A 23,001-nucleotide genomic window follows, 5' to 3' on the forward strand; every position below is an offset into this window, starting at 1 on the left:
GCGAGATACAGAGCGCAGATGAATTTCGTGCGACCACAACGAGTCAGGATTTCGATTTATGTGGACGCGTCGTCACATCGCCGTGTCATTGGAATACTTCAATTTTTTCGAATCGTTGCGGCGCAATAACGCGTGATTTCGTCACAGTGATTAATCCCAAATTGTCACACAGGTTAATCGTCTCGATTAACCGCGCCGCACACTTGCGCCCCCATCGACCGGCAACGTGACGCCGGTCACGAAATCCGCTTCATCGGACGCGAGAAACAGCGCGGCATTGGCGACGTCCCAGCCGGTGCCCATCTTGTGACGCAGCGGCACCTTGCTGTCGCGTTCGGCCTCGACTTCGGCGCGGCTCTTCTTGAATTCGCGGGCGCGCGTGTCGACCGCCATCGGCGTGTTCATCAATCCCGGCAGGATCACGTTTGCGCGAATGCCATATTGCGCATTCTGGTAGGCGAGCTGTTCGGTGAAGGCGATCATCGCCGACTTGGTCGCCTTGTAGGCGACGTAGGGATAGGTCGTGATCGCGGCCATCGACGAGATGTTGATGATCGAGCCACGCTGCTGCGTGCGCATGATCGGAATCACATGCTTGGCGGCGAGGATGCAGCTCTTCAGATTGATCGCCACGCAGCGATCGAACGCCTCTTCTGATATGTCGAGCAGTTCGGCATCGCCGCCGGAGAGGCTGACGCCGACATTGTTGTGCAGGATATCGACGCTGCCCCAGCGGCCATGTGCATCAGCCACCATCGCCTTGATGTCGGCATTCTTGGTGACGTCGGCCTTGAAGGCGACTGAAGTGCCGCCCTTGGCCGCGATCAGGTCGACGGTCTCCTGCGCCGATGCCAGATTGTGATCGACGCACAGCACCCTGGCGCCTTCGCGCGCGAAGGTCAGCGCGGTGGCGCGGCCGTTGCCGATCCCCTCGCCGGGGCTTTGGCCGGCACCCACGACGATAGCGACGCGATCTTGCAGGCGCATGTCACTTCACCCCCTGTAGCGGGTACTGCTGCAGTACCTCCTTGTAGTAAGGCTCGTTGTCGATCTGCATGGTGGCGAGCACCCGCACCACGGCGCAGTAGAATGCGATCGTCAGCACGAGGTCGGTCATGTGCTCGTCGGACAGCTCGCGCTTGATCTCGGCGAAGGTCGCCTCCGACATCGCGAGCTCGCGCACCATCTCGCGGGCGCCCTTCAGGATGGCTTTCGCCAGCGGCTCGAGCTTCGACGGCTGGCCTTTGGTCTCCGCGATCAGGCCCTGGATATCCTCGTCGGTGACGCCGAACTCCTTGCCGATCTTCACATGGTGGGTGAATTCGTATTCCGACTGCTCGAGCCAGCCGACCTGCAGGATCGCGAGTTCGCGCAGCCTGGGATCGAGCTTGCTCTTGAAGCGGATATAGCCGCCGACGCCGTTGAAGGCGCGCGCCATGTCCGGCGAGTTCACCAGCAGCTTGTGCAGATTGGTATTGCGCTTGAGCATGTCGCGATATTCGGGGGCGACCTGATCGGTTTCGAGATAGGGCAGGCGGGCCATTGTTGTTGTCCTTTTTTCGGCGGCTTGCGGGAGAGGGCGGCTGTCGCTTCAGCCGTAGAGGGCTTTGTGCTCGCTTTCGTAGTTGGCGTAGGAATCCTTCATGCTGGCGCCGTTGAGCAGCATCGTTGCGACCACCGCGTTGTCGGCATCGAACACGGTCGAGCGCACCCACATGCTCTCGGTGCGCTTGCTGCCGGAAAGCGCCACGACCTCGCGCTCGACCCAATAGGTCTCGCCGGGGAAGAGCGGCCCGCGCAAAACACGGATCTCCTGGTCGGCGAACAGCCCGACCGCGGGGCCGCGGACCGGCAGCCGATCCTCGCGCGCGCGGTACTGGAACAGCACGCTCAGCATCTCCATCGGGATGATGGCGCGGCCCCAGGGATTGTGCTCCAGCGAATAATAGTCCGAAGGCTCGGTGATCACCCTGAGCTTGTCGGCGAGCGAAAACGGATAGAGATCGCCCATGTTCTGGTCGAAATCCATCTTGATCGCCTGCCGCGGCGTCTTCATGCCGACCTTGATATCGGCGAGGATCACGGGATCGGTCAGTGGCTTCAATTCGCCGAGCCGGTGACTGAGCGCCGTCTCGCTGCCGTCGCCGTCGATCGAGGCGGTGCCGCGCAGGATCTCGGTGCCGTCACGCTTGATCATCCCGATCGTGCAAACGGTCTGGCCGGGCTTCGGCTTCTCGATCCGGGCCTGCACCTCTTCGCCTTCGAACACCGGGCTGCGGTAATGCGCCGAGAGGCATCCGGTCATGAACCAGGCCCGGCCCCAGATCCGCTCGCACAGCGGTGCGAACTGGCTGAAATGGGTCGGCCCCTCGATCGTGCCGCCGCGGAAGCCCAGCTTCTGCGCGGTTGCATCATCGTGGATCGAGGCGTGGGAATCGTAGGTCTGGGCCTGCAGCATCTGCTTCGGGCTGCGCCAGGGACCCACCAGCAGATCGCCGTTCTCCACGATTTCCGTCGTGAACGCGGATTCGACTGTAATCATCCTTGGTCTCCCTTGCGCGCCACCGTTTCAAAGATGCTGCCTTGCAGAGCGGCAAGGCCTCGCAGAGCGACAAGGCCTCGCATGCGCAACATGAGATATGTGCTGCGGCCATGGAACGGGGCTGTTCATGCATAACAAAATCAGTGCATGCTGATGCATGATCATTTCGGAAGATAATCAGACCGGTTCGGACCGGCGTGGCTGACTGACGGGGAAACTGATGGCGTTGATGGAAGTTGGACTGGACGACAAGTACCGGTTGGATACGAAACGAATCTTCCTCTCCGGTACCCAGGCGCTGGTCCGATTGCCCATGTTGCAGCGCGAACGTGACCGCGCGAACGGGCTGAACACCGCCGGTTTCATCTCCGGTTACCGCGGCTCGCCGCTCGGCATGTACGACCACGCGCTGTGGCGGGCGAAATCCTTCCTCAGGGAACATGACATCGCCTTCGTCCCCGGCCTCAACGAGGATCTGGCGGCGACCGCGGTGTGGGGCAGCCAGCAGGTCGGCATGTTCCCCGGCGCCAAGGTCGATGGCGTGTTCGGCATCTGGTACGGCAAGGGCCCCGGCGTCGACCGCTCGCTCGATGCGCTCAAGCACGCCAATTCCGCCGGCACCTCGCCGAACGGCGGCGTGATCGCGCTGGCCGGCGACGACCATGGCTGCCAGTCCTCCACCCTGGCGCATCAGAGCGAGCAGGTGTTTGCCTCGGCGCTGATGCCGGTGGTCAATCCGGCGACGCTGCAGGATTATCTCGACCTCGGCATCCTCGGCTTCGCGCTGTCGCGCTATTCCGGCTGCTGGGTCGGCTTCAAGGCGATCTCGGAGACGGTGGAAAGCTCGGCCTCGATCGTCAGCGATCCCGATCGCATCAAGATCATCATCCCCGACGATTTCGAGATGCCGCCGGACGGGCTCTCGATCCGCTGGCCGGATCCGCCGCTCGAGGCCGAGCGCAGGCTGCACGGGCCCAAGATGGAGGCGGTCGCGGCCTTCGCCCGCATCAACCGCTTCGATCGCATCGTGCTGGATTCGAAGCCGGCGCGGCTCGGCATCATGGCGACCGGCAAGGCCTATCTCGATCTGCGCCAGGCGCTCGCCGATCTCGGCATCACCGATGCCGATGCGCAGGCGCTCGGGCTGCGCATCTACAAGGTGGCGCTGACCTGGCCGCTCGAAGCGCGCGGCGCGCGCGCCTTCGCCGAGGGCCTGCAGGATGTGCTGGTCGTCGAGGAGAAGCGCGGCTTCATCGAGGACCAGCTGGTCCGCATCCTCTACAACATGGACGCGTCGAAGCGGCCTTCGGTGGTCGGCAAGCGCGACGAGAGCGGGGCGCCTCTGCTGCCGAGCGAGGGCGAGCTGACGCCGACCATGGTCGCCGCCGCCGTGGTGGCGCGGCTGCGCAAGCTCGGTCACCGCAGCCCGCTGCTGGAGCAGCGTTTGGCAAAACTCGAGGCGTTCGATCGCCCCGCCGAGGGCACGGGCACCGCGAAGCTGCAGCGCACGCCGTATTTCTGCTCCGGCTGCCCGCACAACTCGTCGACCAAGATTCCCGAGGGCAGCCGCGCCATGGCAGGGATCGGCTGCCACGGCATGGCGCTGTCGGTGCCGAACCGCAACACCCAGACCATCTCGCATATGGGCGCGGAGGGCGTGAGCTGGATCGGGCAGGCGCCGTTCACCAGCGAACAGCATGTGTTCCAGAATCTCGGCGACGGCACCTACACCCATTCCGGCTTGCTGGCGCTGCGCGCTGCGGCCGCGGCCGGCGTCAACATCACCTACAAGATCCTCTACAACGATGCGGTGGCGATGACCGGCGGGCAGCCGGCCGAAGGCGGCTTCACGGTGTCGCAGATCGCGCATCAGGTCGCGGCTGAAGGCACCAGGAAGCTTGCGATCGTCTCCGACGATCCGGACAAATATCCCGCCAATTATTTCCCGTCCGGCGCCACCATCCACCATCGCCGCGAGCTCGATGCCGTGCAGCGCACCCTGCGCGAGGTCGAGGGCCTCACCGTCCTGATCTACGACCAGACCTGCGCCGCCGAGAAGCGCCGCCGCCGCAAGCGCGGGCTGTTCCCCGATCCCGCCAAGCGCGTCTTCATCAACGAGCGCGTCTGCGAGGGTTGCGGCGACTGCTCGGTGGCGTCGAACTGCGTCTCGGTGCAGCCGCTGGAGACCGAGCTCGGCCGCAAGCGCCGCATCGATCAGTCGAACTGCAACAAGGATTTCTCCTGCATCGAGGGTTTTTGCCCGAGCTTCGTGATGGTGCAGGATCCCAAGCTGCGCAAGGCCGACCGCACCGCGGCCGATCCCAAGGCGTTGTTCGCCGATTTGCCGACGCCGCCTGCGGCCGCGTTGAGCAATCCCTACAACATCCTGATCACCGGCATCGGCGGCACCGGCGTCATTACCATCGGCGCGCTGCTCGGTATGGCTGCGCATGTCGAGGGGCTCGCCTGCTCGACGCTCGACTTCACCGGCCTGTCGCAGAAGAACGGCGCGGTCATGAGCCATGTCCGGCTCGCGCCCGCCTCCGACATGCTGACCACGGTTCGCATCGCGCCGGGCAACGCCAACCTGATCCTCGGCTGCGACCTGGTCGTCGCCACCAGCGTGCCGGCCCTGAGCCGCGCCGAGCGCGGCGTTACCCGCGCCGTGGTCAACGCCGATCTCTTGCCGACCGCGAGCTTCGTGATCGATCCCGATATCGACTTCGAAGCCAGCTCGATGCGCGATGCGCTGAACGGCGCCGTGACGCCAGGCGATCTCGACATCCTCGATGCCACCGGGCTTGCCACGGCGCTGATGGGCGACAGCATCGCCACCAACGCCTTCATGCTCGGCTTCGCGTTTCAGCGCGGCGCGATCCCGCTGTCGCTGGAAGCGATTCTGAAGGCGATCGAGCTCAACGGCGCCGCCATCGAGATGAACAAGACTGCGTTCTCATGGGGCCGGCTCGCCGCGCACGATTTGCAACGCGTGGTCAGCGCCGCGCGCTTCAAGAGCGCCGGTGCCGCGCCGGCCAAGAAGACGCTCGATGAGGAGATCGCGTTCCGCGCCAAATTCCTCACCGACTATCAGGATGCGGCCTATGCCAAGCGCTATCTCGACGATGTCGCTCGCGTCCGCACCGCCGAGGCGGCGGCCGCGCCGGGCTCGCAGGACCTGACCGAAGCCTTCGCAAAGGGCCTGTTCAAGCTGATGGCCTACAAGGACGAATACGAGGTCGCGCGGCTCTATTCCGACGGCGAGTTCAGCAAGGCCTTGAGGGAGCAGTTCGAAGGCAATTCCGGCTTGAAGGTCTTGCTGGCGCCGCCGCTGCTGGCCCAGCGTGATCCCGTCACCGGGCGGCTGCAGAAGCGCGAATTCGGTCCGTGGATTTTCACCGCGTTCGGCATGCTCGCAAAGCTGAAGGGCCTGCGCGGCACCGCCTTTGACATCTTCGGCTATACCGCCGAGCGCAAGATGGAGCGCGCATTGCCGGTCGAGTATTCGGCGATGATCCTGCGTCACCTCGACAGCAAGAAGCCGCTCGACTTGCCGCGCCTCGTGGCGCTAGCGAAGGCCGCGGACCTCGTGCGTGGTTATGGCCACATCAAGGAGGGCAACGTCGCCCGCTATCGCACCGAATGCGCGCGGCTGGAGTGCGCGATCAACCAGCCGCTGGCGCAGGCGGCTGAATAGGGGCCGGGGAACTTTCCACGGCCGCCCTGGTGACCGGTAACTCTGCCCGCAACCAGCGGCTGGATTCGCGCGGCCGAGCCCCTACATGATGGCTGTCTGTTCGAGTGATTTCAGGAGGCCGTTTGATGGTCCTGAAAAACGCTTTTGTTGCAATCGTTTGCACCGCGTGCCTGACTTGGGGTGGCGTGGCGTTGGCCGACGAGTACGGCCCCAGCGAATTCTTCAGCCTCGATCTCTCCAAGGCGGTGCTGTCGCCGAAGCGGCTTGGCCCGCCGACACAGTTCGAGCCCGTTCCGGTCGAGGCGAAGACCGACCATGGCCCCGATCAGCAGGCAAATGTCGAGCCGCAGGTCGAGGAGCCGAAAGTCGCGCCGAAGAAAGCCGTGCGGACCACCAGGGTGACCGCACCGCACGAGAAGAAGCGCGCGGAAGTGCGCGTGCCCGCCCGCGCCAAGCTCGCGCGCCGCCACTCGAACCCGCTCGATGCGGAGGCCCGCGACACACGGATCCAGACCTGGCCGTGCCGCACCGGCGGCATTTGCAACTGGCATCGGTGAGGCGGCGCTCTCGCGCAGATCCACGTGCGCATCCACAAGAATGTTAAACCCGTCATCCTTCGAGGCTCGCTCCGCTCGCGCTTCAGGATGACGGGTTTAGATCGAATGCTCGGCGTGCTGCGTTCCAATCGACGTAACCGAGTCATCCCGCCGTCGCAAAACCGTCGGCAGAGAGTCAAGAAACCGTAAGGCCGGAGTCAAGGAGCGCAGGCAAAACCTTCGTTGCGATTCGACGAAGGTTATTCGATGCCGACAGCGATCTCCGCGGGGCGGCGAGGCCTCACCCGGCGCCAGCTTCTGGTGCGCTCGGCGTCGACCGCCGCGCTGGCGGGATTCGGCGCGCTGGCCAAACCATATCTGAGCCGCGCCGCGGATCGGCCGGCGATCGCGGGCATCCAGTCCGGCGACGTCGCAAGCGATTCCGCTGTCATCTGGGCCCGCGCCGATCGTGCCGCGCGGATGCACGTCGAATGCGCCGCGGTCGAAAGCTTCGCCAGCATCCTGCGCGCCGCGTCCGCCGATGCGCTGCCCGAGCGCGACTTCACCGCCAAGCTGCTGCTCGACGGCCTGCCGCCGGGCCAGGACCTGTTCTATCGCGTGCGCTTCGAGGACCGCGACGGCACATCAGGCGAAAGCCGGGTCGGCCATTTCAGAACCGCGCCGGCCGACCGGCGTCCCGTCTCGTTCGTCTGGTCCGGCGACGTCGTCGGGCAGGGCTGGGGCATCGACCCCGCGCGCGGGGGCCTGCGCAGCTACCGCACCATGCTGAACGAGCGCCCGGACTTCTTCATCCATTCCGGCGATCACATCTACGCCGATTGCACGGTGCCGTCGGAGCAGAAACTCCCCAACGGTGAGATCTGGCGCAACATCGTCACCGAGGAGAAATCCGCCGTCGCGCAAAGCCTCGATCAGTTTCGCGGCAACTACAAATACAACTGGCTCGACGACAATTTTCGCACCTTCCACGCCGAGGTGCCGATGTTCGCGCAGTGGGACGACCACGAGGTGGCCGACGACTGGTCGCCGCTCGGCACCACCGATGCGACCGGCTATGAGGCTGACGGCAGCTCGCGCCTGGTGGCGCGGGCACGCCGCGCCTTCCACGAATTCATGCCGATGCGGCTGATGCCGGAGCGCGATGGCCGCGTCTACCGCAAGATTCCCTATGGGCCGCTGCTCGACGTCTTCATCATCGACATGCGCTCCTACCGCGATTCCAGCTGGAACCAGCAGGGCGATCCGGACCAGGCCCGCATCCTCGGCCAGAGCCAGCTTGCCTGGCTGAAGCGGGAACTGGTGGCGTCGGATGCTGTCTGGAAGGTGATCGCCGCGGATCTGCCGATCGGTCTCGTCAGCCTCGATGCGGTCGCGCTCGGCGACGGTCCGCCCGCGCGGCGCGAGCACGAGATCGCCGATCTGTTGTCCTTCATGAAGCGCGCCGGGGTCCGCAACACGGTGTGGCTCACCGCCGACATGCACTACACCGCCGCGCATCATTATGATCCGAACCGCGCGGTGTTCCAGGAGTTCGAGCCGTTCTGGGAGTTCGTCTCCGGTCCGCTGCATGCCGGCACCTGGTCGCCGGGTGAGCTCGACAACACCTTTGGCCCGAAGGCGATGTACCAGAAGGGCTGCTCGACCGAGCAGGGCGACAATCTCGCGCCGTGCTTCGGGCTGCAATTCTTCGGCCGCGTCGACATCGACGGCAAGACCGGCGTGATGACGGTGACGCTGAAGGACGTCGACAACCACGACCTCTGGTCGGTCGATATCGAGCCGCGGCCGGACGCGCGGCCCGGCCAGATCATGGCGCAGCACATCTAGCGCCCTCTCTGATCCCGTCGCGACATCTTGATTGCCGGCGTCTTGCCCGAGGGGCCGGTTTGCGGGCAGACTGCGTGTCGGCAGTCCTGCCAATTTCATTCCCACGAAACGATTTGCTGGCGTGACGTCGTCGATGGCATCGGCGTCCCACGCGTCAGGAGCCATCCATGGAAAATCTGCAGACACAGGGCATCAGCCTGCCGCAGCTCGGGCTCGGCACCTTCCGCATGCAGGGCGATACCTGCCGCGCGGCGGTAGAGAGCGCGCTTGGGCTCGGCTATCGGCATATCGACACCGCCGAGATGTACGGCAATGAAGAGGCGATCGGGGCGGCGATCGCTGCCTCGAATGTCGCGCGCAAGGACCTGCACGTGACCACCAAGGTCTGGCACGAGAACCTGGCGCCGGATGCGATCCGAACAGCGTTCGACGCCAGCCTGAAGAAGCTGCGGCTCGATCACGTCGATCTCTATCTGGTGCACTGGCCGTCGCGGAGCATGAAGCTGCCTGCCGTCTTCGAGACGCTAATGAAGCTGAAGGAGGAAGGCCGCACCCGCGCGATCGGCGTCGCCAATTTCACCACCGCGTTGCTCAAGACCGTGGTCGAGGACATCAAGGCGCCGATCGCCTGCAACCAGATCGAATATCACGCGATGCTGGACCAGACGCCGGTGCGCAAATATCTCGCCGCGAAATCGATCCCACTGGTGGCCTATTGTCCGCTCGCCCAGGGCCGCTTCGCCACCAACGAGACGCTGGCGAAAATCGGCAGCAAGCATGATGCGACCGCAGCACAGGTGGCGCTGAAATGGCTGCTCGATCAGGATGGCGTGGCGGCCATTCCGAAAGCCTCGCGCGCCGAAAGCCAAAAGGCCAACCTCGACGCACTGAAGGTCAAGCTCGACGACGAGGACCGCGAGGCGATTGCGGCGCTGCGCAAGGACATGCGCTGCGTCAATCCGGGGTTTGCGCCGGCGTGGGATTGAGGCCGCTGGCCCTGAGGAAGCAGAAAAGAAAAAATGGCTCCGTGAGGAGCCATTTTCCGTTGTGTCGGTCTTTAGTAGTGATGACGCTTGATGATCACCGTCCGGTCATGGCCGTGATGCCAGCCATGATGCCAACCGCGATGCCAACCACGGTCATGGCGCATTTCGGCGCGTGCGCCCCAGCCGCGGTCCCAGTGATGATGATCGCCATGTCTGATCACGACCGTTTCGGCGCTCGCGATCGACGGAACGGCCACCGCAAGCGCACCAACCGCCGCGAGAACAAAGCCAATCTTTTTCATCTCATCCTCCTCAAATAAGCGAAGAGAAAACCGTACGGAGATTGAAACGTTCCTCAGGAACCAGAGGAGTTTTCTGAACGCTTGTTCAGCAACTGCCTCGAACGCTGCTGCCGTCGCGTGTTGGTACGCACAACCGATGAGCGAGCGCACGGGCTGCTTTCCCGGCCTTGCCTAACCGCTGCGTCCGACGCATCATCGCGCCATAAAAATCAATGTTCGGGGGGACGTTGCCGTGAGCGAATTTTCACGCCGGGATTTTTTGAAAGTGACGGGATCGGCCGCTGCCGCAGCCATCGCGAGGCCAGCCGCTGCGGCGATGGGGCCGGACGACAAGTTCGACCTCGTGATCAAGAACGGCGATGTCATCGATCCCAGCCAGTCGCTGCGCGGCAAGCGCGACATCGGCATCCGCTGGGGCATCGTTGAGGCGATCGAAGACGAAATCCCGGCCGCTCGCGCCGCCAGGACTATCGACGCCTCGGGCAAGCTCGTGATGCCGGGCCTGGTCGATCTGCACTGCCACGTCTACCCGTACGGATCGGCGATCGGCATTCCCGCCGACGAGCTGGTGCAATTCCAGGGCACCACGACGGTGGTCTCGGCGGGCGATGCCGGCGTCAACAATCTCGCGGCGCTGCGGCGCTTCATCGTGGCGCAATCGCGGGCGCGGATCTACGCCTTCGTCCACATCGCCAACAACGGCCTGTCGGCATTCCCGGTGGCCGAGCTCTACAACATCGACAACGCCCAGGTCGAAGCCTGCGCGATGGCGCTGGCCGAGAACCCCGACTTCCTGATCGGGGTCAAGGTGCGGATGTCGGAAAACGTCATCTTCAAGCATGGCCTCGAGCCGCTGAAGCGCGGCATTCAAGCCTGCGAGATGTGCGGCTGGCCGGCGCGGATGATGGTGCATATCGGCGGCGTCGAGACCAGGGAGCTGATGTCCGACATCCTCAATCTGCTGCGGCCGGGCGATATCCTGACCCATGCCTATTCTGGCGCGCCGAACATGTCCGGCGCTTTCACCAATATCGTGCAGGAGGGCAAGCTGTTGCCGGCGGCGCTCGCGGCCAAGCAGCGCGGTGTGCTGTTCGATGTCGGCCATGGCGGCGGCAGCTTCGATTTCACGGTGGCCGAGATCGCGATCCCCGCCGGCTGCACGCCCGATACGATCTCCTCCGACATCCATGTCTTCTCGGGCAACTCGCCCGGCATCCCGTTCCTGCCGAACGTGATGAGCAAGTTCCTGGCGATGGGCTCGTCGCTGGATCAGGTGGTGGCGATGGCGACCTCGGTGCCGGCGCGGATCATCAACCGGACCCCGAAGATCGGCACGCTGCAGCGCGGCGCGCCCGGCGATGTCGCGATCATGGATCTGGTCGAAGGTCCGGTCTCCTTCGTCGACACCCGCAACAACAAGCGCGACGGCAATCTGCTGCTGAAGCCGGTGCAGACCGTGGTCAACGGCGTGCCGTTCGGCCGGCCCTATCAGGCACCATTTTCAGTGAGGTGAGGGCGGGTGGAAACATGGATTGCTTCGTCGCTTCGCTCCTTGCAATGACGTCGAGACGGGTTACCCCGTCATTGCGAGCAAAGCGAAGCAATCCATCTTCCGGCGAGCGAAACAGCTAACCGCGCTTCTCCACATTGCTGCTGCGCGCCGGCACGCCGAACTCCTTGCGGCACACCTCGGCCAGCACGGCGACGCCCTCGCGGATCTGCTCGTGCGAGGGGCTGGCGAAGCAGAGGCGGAGCCGGCTGCCGGAATGGGCCTTGCTGGTCGACCATTCCGGTCCCGGATTGATCGAGACGCCGGCGGCAAGCGCCGCCTGATAAAGCTTCAACGTGTCGACATTGTCGGGCAGCTTGACCCAGAGGAAGATGCCGCCCTTGGGTGCCTCGAATTCGGCCGCGGTGCCGAACTGCTCGTTCAACGCCTCCATCAGCGTATCGAGCTTGGCGCGCAGGCCCTTGGTCAGGCGCGGCACGTGGGTCGAAAAATGCGGCGCGCAATATTCCGCGAGCACCATCTGCTCCAGTGCGCCGGAGCCGGCGTCGGTCTTCAGCGGCAGCATTCGCGACATGATCTCCCAGGGCGCGACGATGAAGCCGACCCGCAGCGCAGGCGCGATCGACTTCGAGAACGAGCCGATATGGATCACGCCGCCATGCTTGCTCATGGCATAGATCGCGGGCGGCCGTTCGCCGCTCCAGATCAAATCGGCATAGCAATCGTCCTCGAAGATCGGCACGCCGTATTCTCTTGACAGCTTCAGCATCTCGGCGCGGCGGCTCTCGGGAAGGATCGAGCCGGTCGGGTTCTGCACCGTCGGGATGGTGTAGATGTATTTCGGCGTGATGCCGCGCCGCTTGTGATCGGCGAGTGCTGCAGCCAGCGCGTCGATCCTGATGCCTTCGCCATCGAGGGGAATGCCGACCGCATTGACGCCAAGCCGTGTCAGCCGGTTCAGTGAGCCCTGATAGGTTTCCTGTTCGATCAGCACGGTATCGCCCTTGGCGAGCAAGGTGTGATTGACCAGATCGAGCGCCTGCAGCGAGCCGGAGACGATCATGATCTCGTCCGGCGTGCAGGCAATCCCGGCGTCGCGCTTCAGCTTCTCGGTCAGGAACTGGCGCAGCGGCAGATAGCCCTGCGGCCCGTGCGCGAGGTTGTAGGTCGCGAGATTCCTGCCCTCGCGCTTCAACACGGCGTTGACCGCCTCCAGCAGCCCGTCGACCGGGACCTGGTCGGGATCGTTGTTGCCGCCGACGAAGCTGTATCTGGCGAGCCCGGTCCAGCGTGCGGCCGGGGCAGGCAGGCCGGCCGGGAGCAGCGGTGCAAAGTCGAACTGGGCTGAGGTGGACATGGACGTTTCGCTCCGTGTTGTTATCGTTGAGAAGGCCGCGGCGAGCGGCCTTCCATGAGGTTAGTTCTTGCCGACCGGCCGCATCGGCCGGCCCTGGCTGATGAAGGCGTAGTGCCCTGCGCCGACACTGCCGACCATCAGGGCCTCGACCGCCGGTTCCGCGATCTCGCCGGCGGCCGCCCAATCGACCACGAAATTCGCGCCGGTGCCGCCGCGGGTATCGGTCGTGGCGATCGCGACCTCGACGGTCGCAAACGGTTTTAGCGCGACCGGCGATTTGAGGTAGCTCTCCACCATCTTGCCTGATGTGTCGAAATAGGCGATCCGCTTCAGCACCAGCGGCTTCGTCTCGGAAGCGTTGTGCACGCTGAGCGTCACCGAAAAATCGGCCCTGAGCTTGCCCTGGCTCATCGACACGCTGGAATACACCGGCACGTAGAATGCACCGGAGGCGGTGAGGCCCTCCGATGGCACCGCCGTCAACGAGTTCGCGAAATTTTGTTCAATACCTGCCGAGGATTGTGCTAGCGCCTCTGACATGCGCACGGTGAGCAGGCAGAGCAAAACTGCGAGAAAAATGCCGCCTGCGCGGATGTGACACATTGCTCGGTTGATCCTCACGCCCGGCCCTCTAGGTTGCGGCAACAGGAAGTCTTTGACGCATGCATGAACTGATTCCCGATATCACGCTCTGTATCCTGTTTGCCTGGGGGATTGGGCTGCTGGCCCATTTCTCCCGACAACCGCTGATACTGGCCTACCTTATCGCCGGCTTTTTCATTGGTCCATTCGGCATGGGCTGGGTCAAGTCCCAGGAATCGATCAGCGTCATCTCCGAGCTCGGCCTGATCTTCATGCTGTTCATGATCGGGCTGGAAATCGACCTCAAGAAGATCATCCGTGCCGGCAAGGTCATCCTGTTCGCCGGAGCCGGCGAGCTGATCGGCGGCTGCCTGATCGGCGTGGCGTTCTTTGCGGCTATCGGGCTTGCGGTCGGCGGCGGCAAGTTCGACGCGATCTATCTCTGCGTCGCCTGCGCGCTGTCCTCGACCGTGATCATCGTCAAGGTGCTCTACGAGAAGCGCGAACTGGACACGCTGCCGGGCCGCATCACGCTCGGCGTGCTGGTGCTGCAGGACATCTTCGCGATCCTGTTCCTGGCGGTGCAGCCGAGCCTCGACAATCTGCAGATCAGCGTCGTGCTGCTGTCGATCGCCCGCGTCGCGGTGCTGGTCGCGACCGCGCTGGTGCTGAGCCGCTACGTGCTGCCGCGGCTGTTCCACCAGATCGCGCGGCGGCCCGAGCTCGTGCTGCTCGGCGCGCTCGCCTGGTGCTTTCTGATCGGCGAGATCGCCGAGCGGCTGCATCTGTCGCGCGAGATGGGCTCGCTGGTCGCCGGCGTCTCGATCTCGACCTTTCCCTATGCGCTCGACGTCACCGCCAAGGTCACGACGCTGCGGGATTTCTTCATCACGCTGTTCTTTGTCGCGCTCGGCATGACGATCCCGATTCCGGGCCTCTCGGTGATCTGGCTTGCGCTCGTCATCGCGGCCTTCACGGTGGCGAGCCGCCTGATCACGACGTTCACGCCGCTCTATCTGATGAAGCAGGGGCCTGCGCGCCAGCCTGCTGCCGGCGATCAACCTGGCGCAGATCTCCGAGTTCTCGCTGGTGGTGATCCAGACCGGCGTCGCCGCCAACCACATCGGAACCGAAACCGCGAGTGCGGCCTCGTTCGCCTTCGTCGTGCTGGCGGTGCTCTCGACCTTCGCGATGGGGCGCAGCGACCAGATCGTGCGCGGCCTGATCGGTCCGTTGAAGCGGATCGGGCTGCGTGACCTCGACCAGGAAGGCCAGGGCCGCGGCGAGGCCGGGCACGAGGGCGGACATGGCGAGATCCGGCGCATCGTCATCCTCGGCTTTTTCCGCGCGGCGAGCGCGCTGATCAGCCAGATCGAGCGGCAGAACCAGTCGCTGCTCGAGCAGATCAGCGTGATCGATTTCAACCCGCTGGTGTTCCGCACGCTGTCCGACCGCGGCATGCATGTGATCTATGGCGACATCAGCAATGTCGACACCCTGGTTCATGCCGGCATCGGCAACGCCGAGATCATCATCCTGAGCGTGCCGGATTTCCTGCTGGTCGGCGCCGACAATGAGAAGCTGGTGCGCCACGTCCGCGCCCTCAATCCGACCGCGCGGATCGTTGCCACCGCGGACCTGTTGACCGGCGTCGATGACCTCTACGGCGCCGGCGCCGACTACGTGACGGTGACCCGGCTCAGCGATGCCGGCGAGCTTTACTCCGTGATCGAGGCGGCCGACGCCGGTCTGCTCGACGACAAGCGCGCCGAGCTGGACGCCCAGCTCAGTGACCGGCGCGAGGTGCTGCCGTAGGCGAGCCGGCTTTGTAGCCGGCTTTGTAGCCCGGATGGAGCCAACGGGTCGCGCGAACGCGCGCCCGATGACAGGCTCCGCGAAATCCCGGGATCGTGCACGCGGAAATGTCCCGGATTGCGCTTCGCTCCATCCGGGCTACGGAAACCGTAACCGCCCTGGTATGCATGGCGGGTTGCATAATGATACTGGCGCTGACATCGGAACCCGGCTAATCCACTGCCTGCATATAGCGAGATGTCAGGACAATGGCCGATACGATCCAGGAAGTGCTGCAAGCCTTTGCGAAGGGTGAACTCGTTGTCGTCACCGACGATGACGACCGGGAAGGCGAGGGCGATCTGATCGTCGCGGCGTCGTTCTGCACGGCGGAGAAGATGGCTTTCATCATCCGCCACACCTCCGGCATCGTCTGCGCGCCGATCACCACCGAGGACGCCCGCCGGCTGCGGCTCGACCCGATGGTGGCGCACAACGAATCCAACCACACCACTGCCTTCACGGTCTCGATCGACTACAAGCCCGATGGCGGCACCGGCATCTCGGCCGAGGAGCGCGCCTCCTGCTGCCGCGCGCTCGCCAATCCCAATGCCGGCGCCAATGATTTCGCGCGTCCCGGCCACATCTTCCCGCTGATCGCGCGCGACGGCGGCGTGCTGCTGCGCTCCGGCCACACCGAGGCAGCGGTCGATCTGTGCCGGCTCTCCGGGCTGCCGCCGGTCGGCGTCATCAGCGAGCTGATGAACGACGATGGAACCGTGATGAAGGGCGAGCAGGTCGCGAAATTCGCCGCCGCCCACAAGCTCAAGCACGTCACGATCGCGGACATGATCGCCTATCGCCAGGCGCGCGAGAAGCTGATCGAGCGGGTCGCGACCTTCACCACCGAAAGCCCGATCGGCCCGCTGCAGGGCTATGCCTATCGCTCGCCGTTCGACGAGATCATGCATGCCGCCTTCGTCTATAACGGCATTGGCGACGGCCGGGACGTGCTGACGCGGCTGCACAAGCCCAACATCGTGAAAGACCTGTTCACCGGGCCGGCGCGAATGGAAGCCGTGCTGCGGCATTTCAAGGATGCCGGCCGCGGCGTGCTGGTATATCTGCGCGATGGTGCCGCCGGTGTTCCGGTCGAGCCGGTTGGCGAGCAGAAGACGGCGGAGGCCGATCGCCACAGGCAATGGCGCGAGGTCGGCGTCGGCGCACAGATCCTGCGTGATCTCGGCGTCACCTCGATCCGGCACCTGACCTCGTCGGTGCATGACTACAAGGGATTGTCAGGTTTCGGCATCGAGATCGTGTCGAACGAGAAGCTGGAGACCTGACGTCAGTCATTCCGGGTTCGATGCTGTGCATCGCCCCGGAATGACGGTGAGAGGATCACCAATTGCGCTTCGCAGCATAGCGCTTTAATTTATCCGCCAATTTCCGATAGACGACGCGAAAGGATGTTTCATGAGCGTGCGCCCCCAGGCCAAGGACAAGCCGGCTGCCGCCAGCTTCCAGTGGGATGATCCGTTCCTGCTCGACGACCAGCTCACCGAAGACGAGCGCCTGATCCGCGACACTGCGCGGGCCTATGCGCAGGACAAGCTGCTGCCGCGGGTCACCAAGGCCTATCTGGAAGAAAAAACCGATCGCGAGATCTTCAACGAAATGGGCGAGCTCGGCCTGATCGGCGTGACGCTGCCCGAGGAGTATGGCTGCGCCAACGCGAGCTACGTGGCCTATGGCCTCGTGGCGCGTGAGATCGAGCGCGTCGATAGCGGCTATCGCTCGATGAACTCGGTGCAGTCGTCGCTGGTGATGTATCCGATCTACGCCTATGGCGACGAAAACCAGCGCAAGAAATATCTGCCCAAGCTTGCGACCGGGGAATGGGTCGGCTGCTTCGGCCTGACCGAGCCGGACGCCGGTTCCGATCCCGGCGGCATGAAGACCCGCGCCGAAAAGGTCGCCGACGGCTACAAGCTGAACGGCGCCAAGATGTGGATCTCGAACGCGCCGATCGCCGACGTGTTCGTGGTGTGGGCCAAGTCGGCGGCGCACGACAACCAGATCCGCGGCTTCATCCTCGAGAAGGGCATGAAGGGCCTGTCGGCGCCGAAGGTCGGCGGCAAGCTGTCGCTGCGCGCCTCGATCACCGGCGAGATCGTGCTCGACAATGTGGTGGTGCCGGAAAGCGCGCTGCTGCCCAACGTCTCCGGCCTCAAGGGTCCGTTCGGCTGCCTCAATCGTGCCCGCTACGGCATCTCCTGGGGTGCGCTCGGCGCCGCCGAGGACTGCATGCACCGCGCGCGGCAGTACACGCTCGACCGCAAGCAGTTTGGCCGGCCGCTCGCCGCCACCCAGCTGGTGCAGAAGAAGCTCGCCGACATGGAGACCGAGATCGCGCTCGGCCTGCAGGCCTCGTTGCGCGTCGGCCGCCTGATGGACGAGGGCAAGATGGCCCCCGAGATGATCTCGATCGTCAAACGCAACAATTGCGGCAAGTCGCTCGACATCGCCCGCATGGCGCGCGACATGCACGGCGGCAACGGCATCCAGATCGAGTATCACGTGATGCGTCACGCCGCGAACCTCGAGACGGTGAACACCTATGAGGGCACGCACGACGTCCATGCGCTGATCCTCGGCCGCGCGATCACCGGCATCCAGGCGTTCTCGTAATCCTTTCGCAGTCATTCCGGGGCGATGCGTCAGCATCGAACCCGGAATCTCGAGATTCCCCGAGGCGCAATTGCGCCCCTGAGGTTCAGCCCTGTCGGGCTGCCCCGAAATGACGTCGGAGTGAAATTCCAGATGGCCGACAACGACGACATCCCGTTCAACCGCGATTTTCCGCTGAAGCCCGGCGTGGTCGAACAGGTCCGCCCCGGCGTCCGCCGCGTCCTCTGCAACAATCCGAGCCCGTTCACCTTCACCGGCACGGTCAGCTACATCGTCGGCGAGGGCAAGGTCGCGATCATCGATCCCGGTCCCGACGACGAGGCGCATGCCAAGGCGCTGCTCGATGCGGTCAAGGGCGAGACCGTGACGCATATCCTGGTCACCCATACCCATCGCGACCATTCGCCGAACACGCCGCGGATCAAGGCCGCGACCGGCGCGCCGGTTTATGCCGAGGGACCGCACCGCGCTTCGCGCCCGCGCTTCGAGAGCGAGAAGTACAATCCGGAATCCGGCGCCGACCGCGATTTCCGGCCAGATGTGCAGGTCAAGCACGGCGACGTCATCGAGGGGGCGGGCTTTGCGCTGGAGGCGGTCGCCACCCCCGGCCACACCGCCAACCATCTGGCGTTTGCCTGGGCCGAGCGCAGCATCAATTTCGTCGGCGACCATGTGATGGGCTGGTCGACCTCGATCGTGGCGCCGCCGGACGGCTCGATGATCGATTACATGGCCTCGCTGGAGCGGCTGGAACAGCGGCCCGAGCAGCTGTATTTCTCCGGCCACGGCCCGGAGATTCCGGAGGGGCCGCGCTACGTCCGTTTCCTGGCGCGGCATCGCCGGGCGCGCGAGGCGTCGATCCTGCATCGTCTCGGCAAGGGCGAGGCCGACATTCCGACCATGGTGCGGGCGATCTATATCGGGCTCGATCCGCGGCTCGCCAATGCCGCCGGCTATTCGGTGCTGGCGCATCTGGAGGACCTCGTCGCGCGCGGCGTCGTGGCGACCGACGGCGATCCCGTGATCGGCGGGACGTACCGGATGGCGTAGTTTAGTTCGTCATTCCGGGATGGTGCGAAGCACCAGACCCGGAATCTCGAGATTCCGGGTTCATCGCTGCGCGATGCCCCGGAATGACGCTACCGCGTCACTTCTTCACCGTCTTCGCCGGCGGTGCCTTTGGCGCGACAGGAGCCGCCTTCTTCGCCGGCTTGGCATTGTCGTTCTCGGCCGCGCTGTTGAGGTCCTCGATCAGCTTCTTGACGCGGGCGGCGTTGCTGCCGAGATCGGTATCGAAATAGCGCGACGCCGAGCGGATATCGACGCGGGAGTCCTCGTCGTCAGGCGTGACCCGGATCGAGACGTCCTCGCGGAAGCCCATGATCGGCGTCCGCGCCACCGCCTCGATGCGGCCGATGCGGCGTGGCGGCTGCGGCGCGCGCGCGTCGATGACGAGCCATTTGCGGCGGTTCACCAGCCGCAGCGTCAGCTCATAGGCGCGGTCGACCGGGGTTTCGAGCTCGACGGTTTCGATATCGGGATAGGCCGCGCGCTGCCGCTCGGCCGAATAGAGGCCGGCATAGGCGGCAGGATTGGTGCCTTCCCCGGTGCGCAGCCGCGCCAGCGCCTCGAATTTCGGCGGGTCGATCGCGTCGGTGGTGACGTCGTAGATCCGCGGCAGCTTGCGGTACTGATAGATGAGGTAGGCCGGGTAGGCGAGGATCGCCGCGTCGATCACGAGCGCGAGCAGGATCCGGCCCATGCCGCGGGTGCCGTTCTGCCAGATCGCAGCAAAGGCGGCCAGCCCAAGCAGGATCGACAGGCCGGCCAGGCCTAGCGCGCCGAAGAAGGTCGCCAGCGCCGGCTTGACCTCCAGGAACCCGAAGCGGACGATCAGGATCGAGACCACCACCGCGACGACCGAGAAGATGGCGAGGTTGCGCGACCAGGTGGCGAGACCGGACACGGGCTCCTGCTGGTAGGGAGCGGAAAACCTGCGCGCCATCGTCGAAAAATCTGCCGGTTGAGATGTCCTCAGGCGACCTCGGCCGCCGCGATCAGTCGTGTGAGACCACGGACCTGCGGCGAATTCAAGGGATTTGGGCGGTGCTGTTCACCCTCCCCTGGAGGGGAGGGGCGACGTGAATGAAATGAGCGGCGCGGTGGCGTGATCCTCAGCACGGGCACCTGTCTCAACGGAGGGACTGTCACCCCACCTCGGTCCGCATTCCGCTGCGCTTCATGCGAACCGATCCCCCCTCCAAGGGAGGATAAGGGAGGATGCGAGCCTGCCTACGCCGCGGCGGTCGGGAAGGTGTAGTCCTTGAACTGGTCGCGCAGCGCCGTCTTCAGGATCTTGCCGGTCGCGGTGTGGGGAATGCCGTCGACGAAGGCGACGTCGTCGGGCATCCACCATTTGGCGATCTTGCCGTCCATGAACTTCAGGATGTCCTCGCGCGTGGCGCTCTGGCCCTGTTTGAGTTGCACGATCAGCAGCGGCCGCTCATCCCATTTGGGGTGATGGACGCCGATCACGGCGGCTTCCGCGACGGCCGGATGGCCGACCGCGAGGTTCTCGAGATCGATCGAGGAGATCCATTCGCCGCCGGACTTGATCACGTCCTTGGAGCGGTCGGTGATCCGCATGTAGCCGTGCTCGTCCATGGTCGAGACGTCGCCGGTGTCGAAATAGCCGGCATCGTCGAGGATGTTGCTGTCGACCCGGAAATAGGCCTTGGCGATCGCGGGGCCGGAGACCTTGAGACGGCCGAAGGTCTTGCCGTCCCACGGCAGCTCCTTGCCGGCATCGTCGGTGATCTTCATCTCGACGCCGAACGGCGGATAGCCCTGGGTCTGCAGGATGTCGAGCCGCTCCTCGCCGGTGCGCTCGGTGAACGGCGGCTTCAGCGTCGCCAGCGTGCCGAGCGGGCTCATCTCGGTCATGCCCCAGGCGTGGCGCACCTGGCTGCCCATGTCGAGGAAGGCCTGGATCATCGAGCGCGGCATCGCCGATCCGCCGCAGATCACCATTTGCAGATCCGGCAGCTTGACGTTGTTGGCGGCCATGTATTGCAGCAGCATCAGCCAGACCGTCGGCACGCCGGCGGTGTGCGTGACCTTCTCGGTCGACAGCAACTCGTACACCGAGGCGCCGTCGAGCTTCGGGCCCGGCATCACGAGCTTGGTGCCCATCGACGGTGCTGAGAAGGCGATGCCCCAGCTGTTGGCATGGAACAAGGGGACCACCGGAAGCATTGTGTCCGACGCGGAGGTGCCGAGCGCGTCCTTCGAGTTGGCCATCAGCGCGTGCAACACGTTGGAGCGGTGCGAATAAAGTACACCCTTGGGATCGCCCGTCGTGCCGGAGGTGTAGCACATCGCCGCCGCGGTGTTCTCGTCGAAGGTCTTCCACTCGAACTTGCCGTCGGATGCCGCGATCCAATCCTCATAGGCGACCGCGTTCTTCAGCGTGGTCTGCGGCATGTGCGCCTTGTCGGTCAGCACCACGTAGCGCTCGACGCTCGGCAGCTGGCCTGCGATCTTCTCCAGCACCGGAACGAAGGTGAGGTCGGTGATGACGATGCGGTCCTGGGCGTGGTTGACGATCCAGGCGATCTGTTCCGGAAACAGGCGCGGATTGACGGTATGGCAGATCGCGCCGATCCCCATGATGCCGTACCAGACCTCGAGGTGGCGCCAGGTGTTCCAGGCGATGGTGGCGACGCGGTCACCGAGCTTGATGCCGTCGCGTTCCAGGCTCTGCGAGACCTTCAGGGCGCGGGCATGGATCTGGGCGTAGGTGGTGCGATGAATCGGGCCTTCGACCGACCGCGTCACGACTTCCTGGGTACCGTGATATTTGGCGGCGTGCTCAATAATCTTGTGACACAGCAAGGGCCAATCTTGCATCAAACCAAGCATACGCAAATCCCTCCTCGATCCTCACGCATGATCCGCCGGCATCTTGGACGGCCGGCAGTAAAATCATGGAACTGACATGAACTTTAGCGCGGAGAAAGCAAGCCGAAAATGGCCTGTTGGCGCGTTTCGTCGCGGGGGCGCGGCAATGGTTACCGCCGCTGTGCTGCTTTGCCTTGGCATGCAAACAGGCCCCGCCGAGGCCGCCCGCCGCGCGCCCAGCTTTCCGTGGGACGATCTGTTCGGCACCCGGCCGCAAAGGCCGCACAAGGCAGCCCGCCGCGCAGCGGTGCCGCTGCCGAAGCCGCGCCCGGCTCAGGCGCCGGCGGAGCCTCCCGCCGCAGCCAAAACGCAGCCTGCGGTGCCCGCTGAGGCGGCCGGGCCCAGCGAGTCGGCCAAGCCGGTTGAGGCAGCGAAGCCGGCCGAGCCCGCTGCGCCGCAGCTTTCGGCCTGCCGGCAGGCGCTGACCGAGGAGATCGCGATCGCGCCGAGCATTCCGGATATCCACGGCGCCGGAGGCTGCGGCGGCGAGGATCTGGTGCGGCTCGAGGCCATCGTGCTGCCGGACAGGCGCAAGGTCGCGGTCAAGCCCGCGGCGATCCTTCGCTGCAAGATGGCCGCTGCGGTCGCCGACTGGATCCGCACCGATATCGCGCCGCTCGCGCAGAGCCTCGGGGGCGGGATCAGCAATCTCGACAATTTCGACTCGTTCGAATGCCGCGGCCGCAATCGCGTCGCCGGAGCGCAGCTCTCCGAGCATGGCCGCGCCAACGCGCTCGACGTGCGCGCCTTCGGTCTCGCCGACGGCAAGTCGATTTCGCTGACCGACCGCAGCGTGCCGCGGACCTTGCGCGAGACCGTGCTGCATTCAGTTTGCGCCCGCTTCTCCACGGTGCTCGGGCCGGGCTCGGACTGGTACCACGAGGACCACATCCATCTCGACCTGATCGAGCGTCGCAACAATTATCGGATCTGCCAGTGGAACGTGGACGACCCGCTGCCGCAGGTCGCGCCGCTGTTGCCGGCCGAGCGCCCCGAAGAGGCGCCGCCGCGCGAGGTCGCCGCCAAATCCGACGCGCCGAAGGCGGATACATCCAAAGCTGACCATGGCAAGTCTGGCACCGGCAAGCCGGACGCCACAAAATCAGATGATGCGGCCGCACCCGACCGCAGCGCCGAGACCAGGCCGCAGCCAACAAAAAAGCGCCGGCAAAGCCGGCGCTTTTGATCGCGATTGCGAT

At 64.8% G+C, this 23,001-nt stretch carries 17 protein-coding genes and 1 pseudogene; 10 read left to right on the plus strand and 8 right to left on the minus strand.

Annotated features, from left to right (window positions below):
* Nucleotides 1-186 precede the first annotated feature (186 nt).
* Genes ACVWY5_RS08300 through ACVWY5_RS08310 form a run of 3 tightly spaced genes read right to left on the minus strand, consistent with a single transcriptional unit; the run spans nt 187 to nt 2,542 of the window.
* Entirely contained in the window at nt 187-987 is an 801-nt protein-coding gene (locus ACVWY5_RS08300; protein ID WP_028334527.1) for an SDR family NAD(P)-dependent oxidoreductase, read from the minus strand.
* Between the two features lies 1 nt (nt 988).
* Nucleotides 989-1,543 carry a carboxymuconolactone decarboxylase family protein gene (locus ACVWY5_RS08305; protein WP_028334526.1) on the minus strand — a complete coding sequence of 185 codons (555 nt, stop codon included), beginning with the start codon at nt 1,541-1,543 and terminating at the stop codon, nt 989-991.
* A 48-nt stretch (nt 1,544-1,591) separates the two neighbouring features.
* The gene (locus ACVWY5_RS08310; RefSeq protein WP_028334525.1) at nt 1,592-2,542 is read right to left on the minus strand and encodes a hypothetical protein; all 951 of its coding nucleotides are present in this window, start codon (nt 2,540-2,542) and stop codon (nt 1,592-1,594) included.
* Nucleotides 2,543-2,762: 220 nt separating this feature from the next.
* Here ACVWY5_RS08310 and ACVWY5_RS08315 point away from each other — a divergent pair, with 220 nt between their 5' ends.
* The 4 genes from ACVWY5_RS08315 (at nt 2,763) to ACVWY5_RS08330 (ending at nt 9,606) form a co-directional block, all read left to right on the plus strand.
* A complete protein-coding gene (locus ACVWY5_RS08315) occupies nt 2,763-6,236 on the plus strand; it encodes an indolepyruvate ferredoxin oxidoreductase family protein (protein WP_028334524.1) in 3,474 nt (1,157 codons plus the stop codon).
* Between the two features lie 125 nt (nt 6,237-6,361).
* Nucleotides 6,362-6,793 carry a hypothetical protein gene (locus ACVWY5_RS08320; protein WP_028334523.1) on the plus strand — a complete coding sequence of 144 codons (432 nt, stop codon included), beginning with the start codon at nt 6,362-6,364 and terminating at the stop codon, nt 6,791-6,793.
* Nucleotides 6,794-7,039: 246 nt separating this feature from the next.
* Nucleotides 7,040-8,620: an alkaline phosphatase D family protein gene (locus ACVWY5_RS08325; protein ID WP_038377539.1), complete on the plus strand. Its 1,581-nt coding sequence runs from the start codon at nt 7,040-7,042 to the stop codon at nt 8,618-8,620.
* A gap of 167 nt (nt 8,621-8,787) precedes the next feature.
* Entirely contained in the window at nt 8,788-9,606 is an 819-nt protein-coding gene (locus ACVWY5_RS08330) for an aldo/keto reductase (protein WP_028334521.1), read from the plus strand.
* A 71-nt stretch (nt 9,607-9,677) separates the two neighbouring features.
* Here the strand turns inward: ACVWY5_RS08330 and ACVWY5_RS08335 are convergent, their stop codons facing one another.
* A complete protein-coding gene (locus tag ACVWY5_RS08335) occupies nt 9,678-9,908 on the minus strand; it encodes a hypothetical protein (RefSeq protein ID WP_028352140.1) in 231 nt (76 codons plus the stop codon).
* Between the two features lie 232 nt (nt 9,909-10,140).
* Between ACVWY5_RS08335 and ACVWY5_RS08340 the strand changes: the two genes are divergently transcribed.
* Entirely contained in the window at nt 10,141-11,421 is a 1,281-nt protein-coding gene (locus ACVWY5_RS08340; protein ID WP_028334520.1) for an amidohydrolase family protein, read from the plus strand.
* Nucleotides 11,422-11,536: 115 nt separating this feature from the next.
* Here the strand turns inward: ACVWY5_RS08340 and ACVWY5_RS08345 are convergent, their stop codons facing one another.
* Complete coding sequence (locus ACVWY5_RS08345; RefSeq protein WP_028334519.1) at nt 11,537-12,775, minus strand: aminotransferase-like domain-containing protein; 1,239 nt, start codon at nt 12,773-12,775, stop codon at nt 11,537-11,539.
* A 60-nt stretch (nt 12,776-12,835) separates the two neighbouring features.
* On the minus strand, nt 12,836-13,378 hold the full coding sequence (locus tag ACVWY5_RS08350) for a DUF3124 domain-containing protein (protein ID WP_028334518.1): 543 nt from the start codon (nt 13,376-13,378) through the stop codon (nt 12,836-12,838).
* A 59-nt stretch (nt 13,379-13,437) separates the two neighbouring features.
* On the opposite strand from ACVWY5_RS08350, the pseudogene ACVWY5_RS08355 reads away from it, so the two are divergent.
* From ACVWY5_RS08355 to ACVWY5_RS08370, 4 genes and pseudogenes are all read left to right on the plus strand, one after another.
* A pseudogene (locus tag ACVWY5_RS08355) lies at nt 13,438-15,172 on the plus strand (cation:proton antiporter domain-containing protein).
* A 248-nt stretch (nt 15,173-15,420) separates the two neighbouring features.
* On the plus strand, nt 15,421-16,497 hold the full coding sequence (gene ribB / locus ACVWY5_RS08360) for a 3,4-dihydroxy-2-butanone-4-phosphate synthase (protein ID WP_028334516.1): 1,077 nt from the start codon (nt 15,421-15,423) through the stop codon (nt 16,495-16,497).
* 130 nt (nt 16,498-16,627) lie between these two features.
* A complete protein-coding gene (locus ACVWY5_RS08365) occupies nt 16,628-17,842 on the plus strand; it encodes an acyl-CoA dehydrogenase (protein ID WP_028334515.1) in 1,215 nt (404 codons plus the stop codon).
* A gap of 132 nt (nt 17,843-17,974) precedes the next feature.
* Entirely contained in the window at nt 17,975-18,892 is a 918-nt protein-coding gene (locus ACVWY5_RS08370) for an MBL fold metallo-hydrolase (protein ID WP_028334514.1), read from the plus strand.
* Nucleotides 18,893-18,989: 97 nt separating this feature from the next.
* Here the strand turns inward: ACVWY5_RS08370 and ACVWY5_RS08375 are convergent, their stop codons facing one another.
* Nucleotides 18,990-19,847 carry a DUF1499 domain-containing protein gene (locus tag ACVWY5_RS08375; RefSeq protein ID WP_028334513.1) on the minus strand — a complete coding sequence of 286 codons (858 nt, stop codon included), beginning with the start codon at nt 19,845-19,847 and terminating at the stop codon, nt 18,990-18,992.
* Nucleotides 19,848-20,134: 287 nt separating this feature from the next.
* Entirely contained in the window at nt 20,135-21,763 is a 1,629-nt protein-coding gene (locus ACVWY5_RS08380; protein ID WP_028334512.1) for a fatty-acid--CoA ligase, read from the minus strand.
* 76 nt (nt 21,764-21,839) lie between these two features.
* Here ACVWY5_RS08380 and ACVWY5_RS08385 point away from each other — a divergent pair, with 76 nt between their 5' ends.
* On the plus strand, nt 21,840-22,988 hold the full coding sequence (locus ACVWY5_RS08385; RefSeq protein WP_028334511.1) for an extensin family protein: 1,149 nt from the start codon (nt 21,840-21,842) through the stop codon (nt 22,986-22,988).
* Nucleotides 22,989-23,001: the final 13 nt, after the last annotated feature.

The sequence above is a fragment of the Bradyrhizobium sp. USDA 3256 genome, assembly GCF_054058275.1.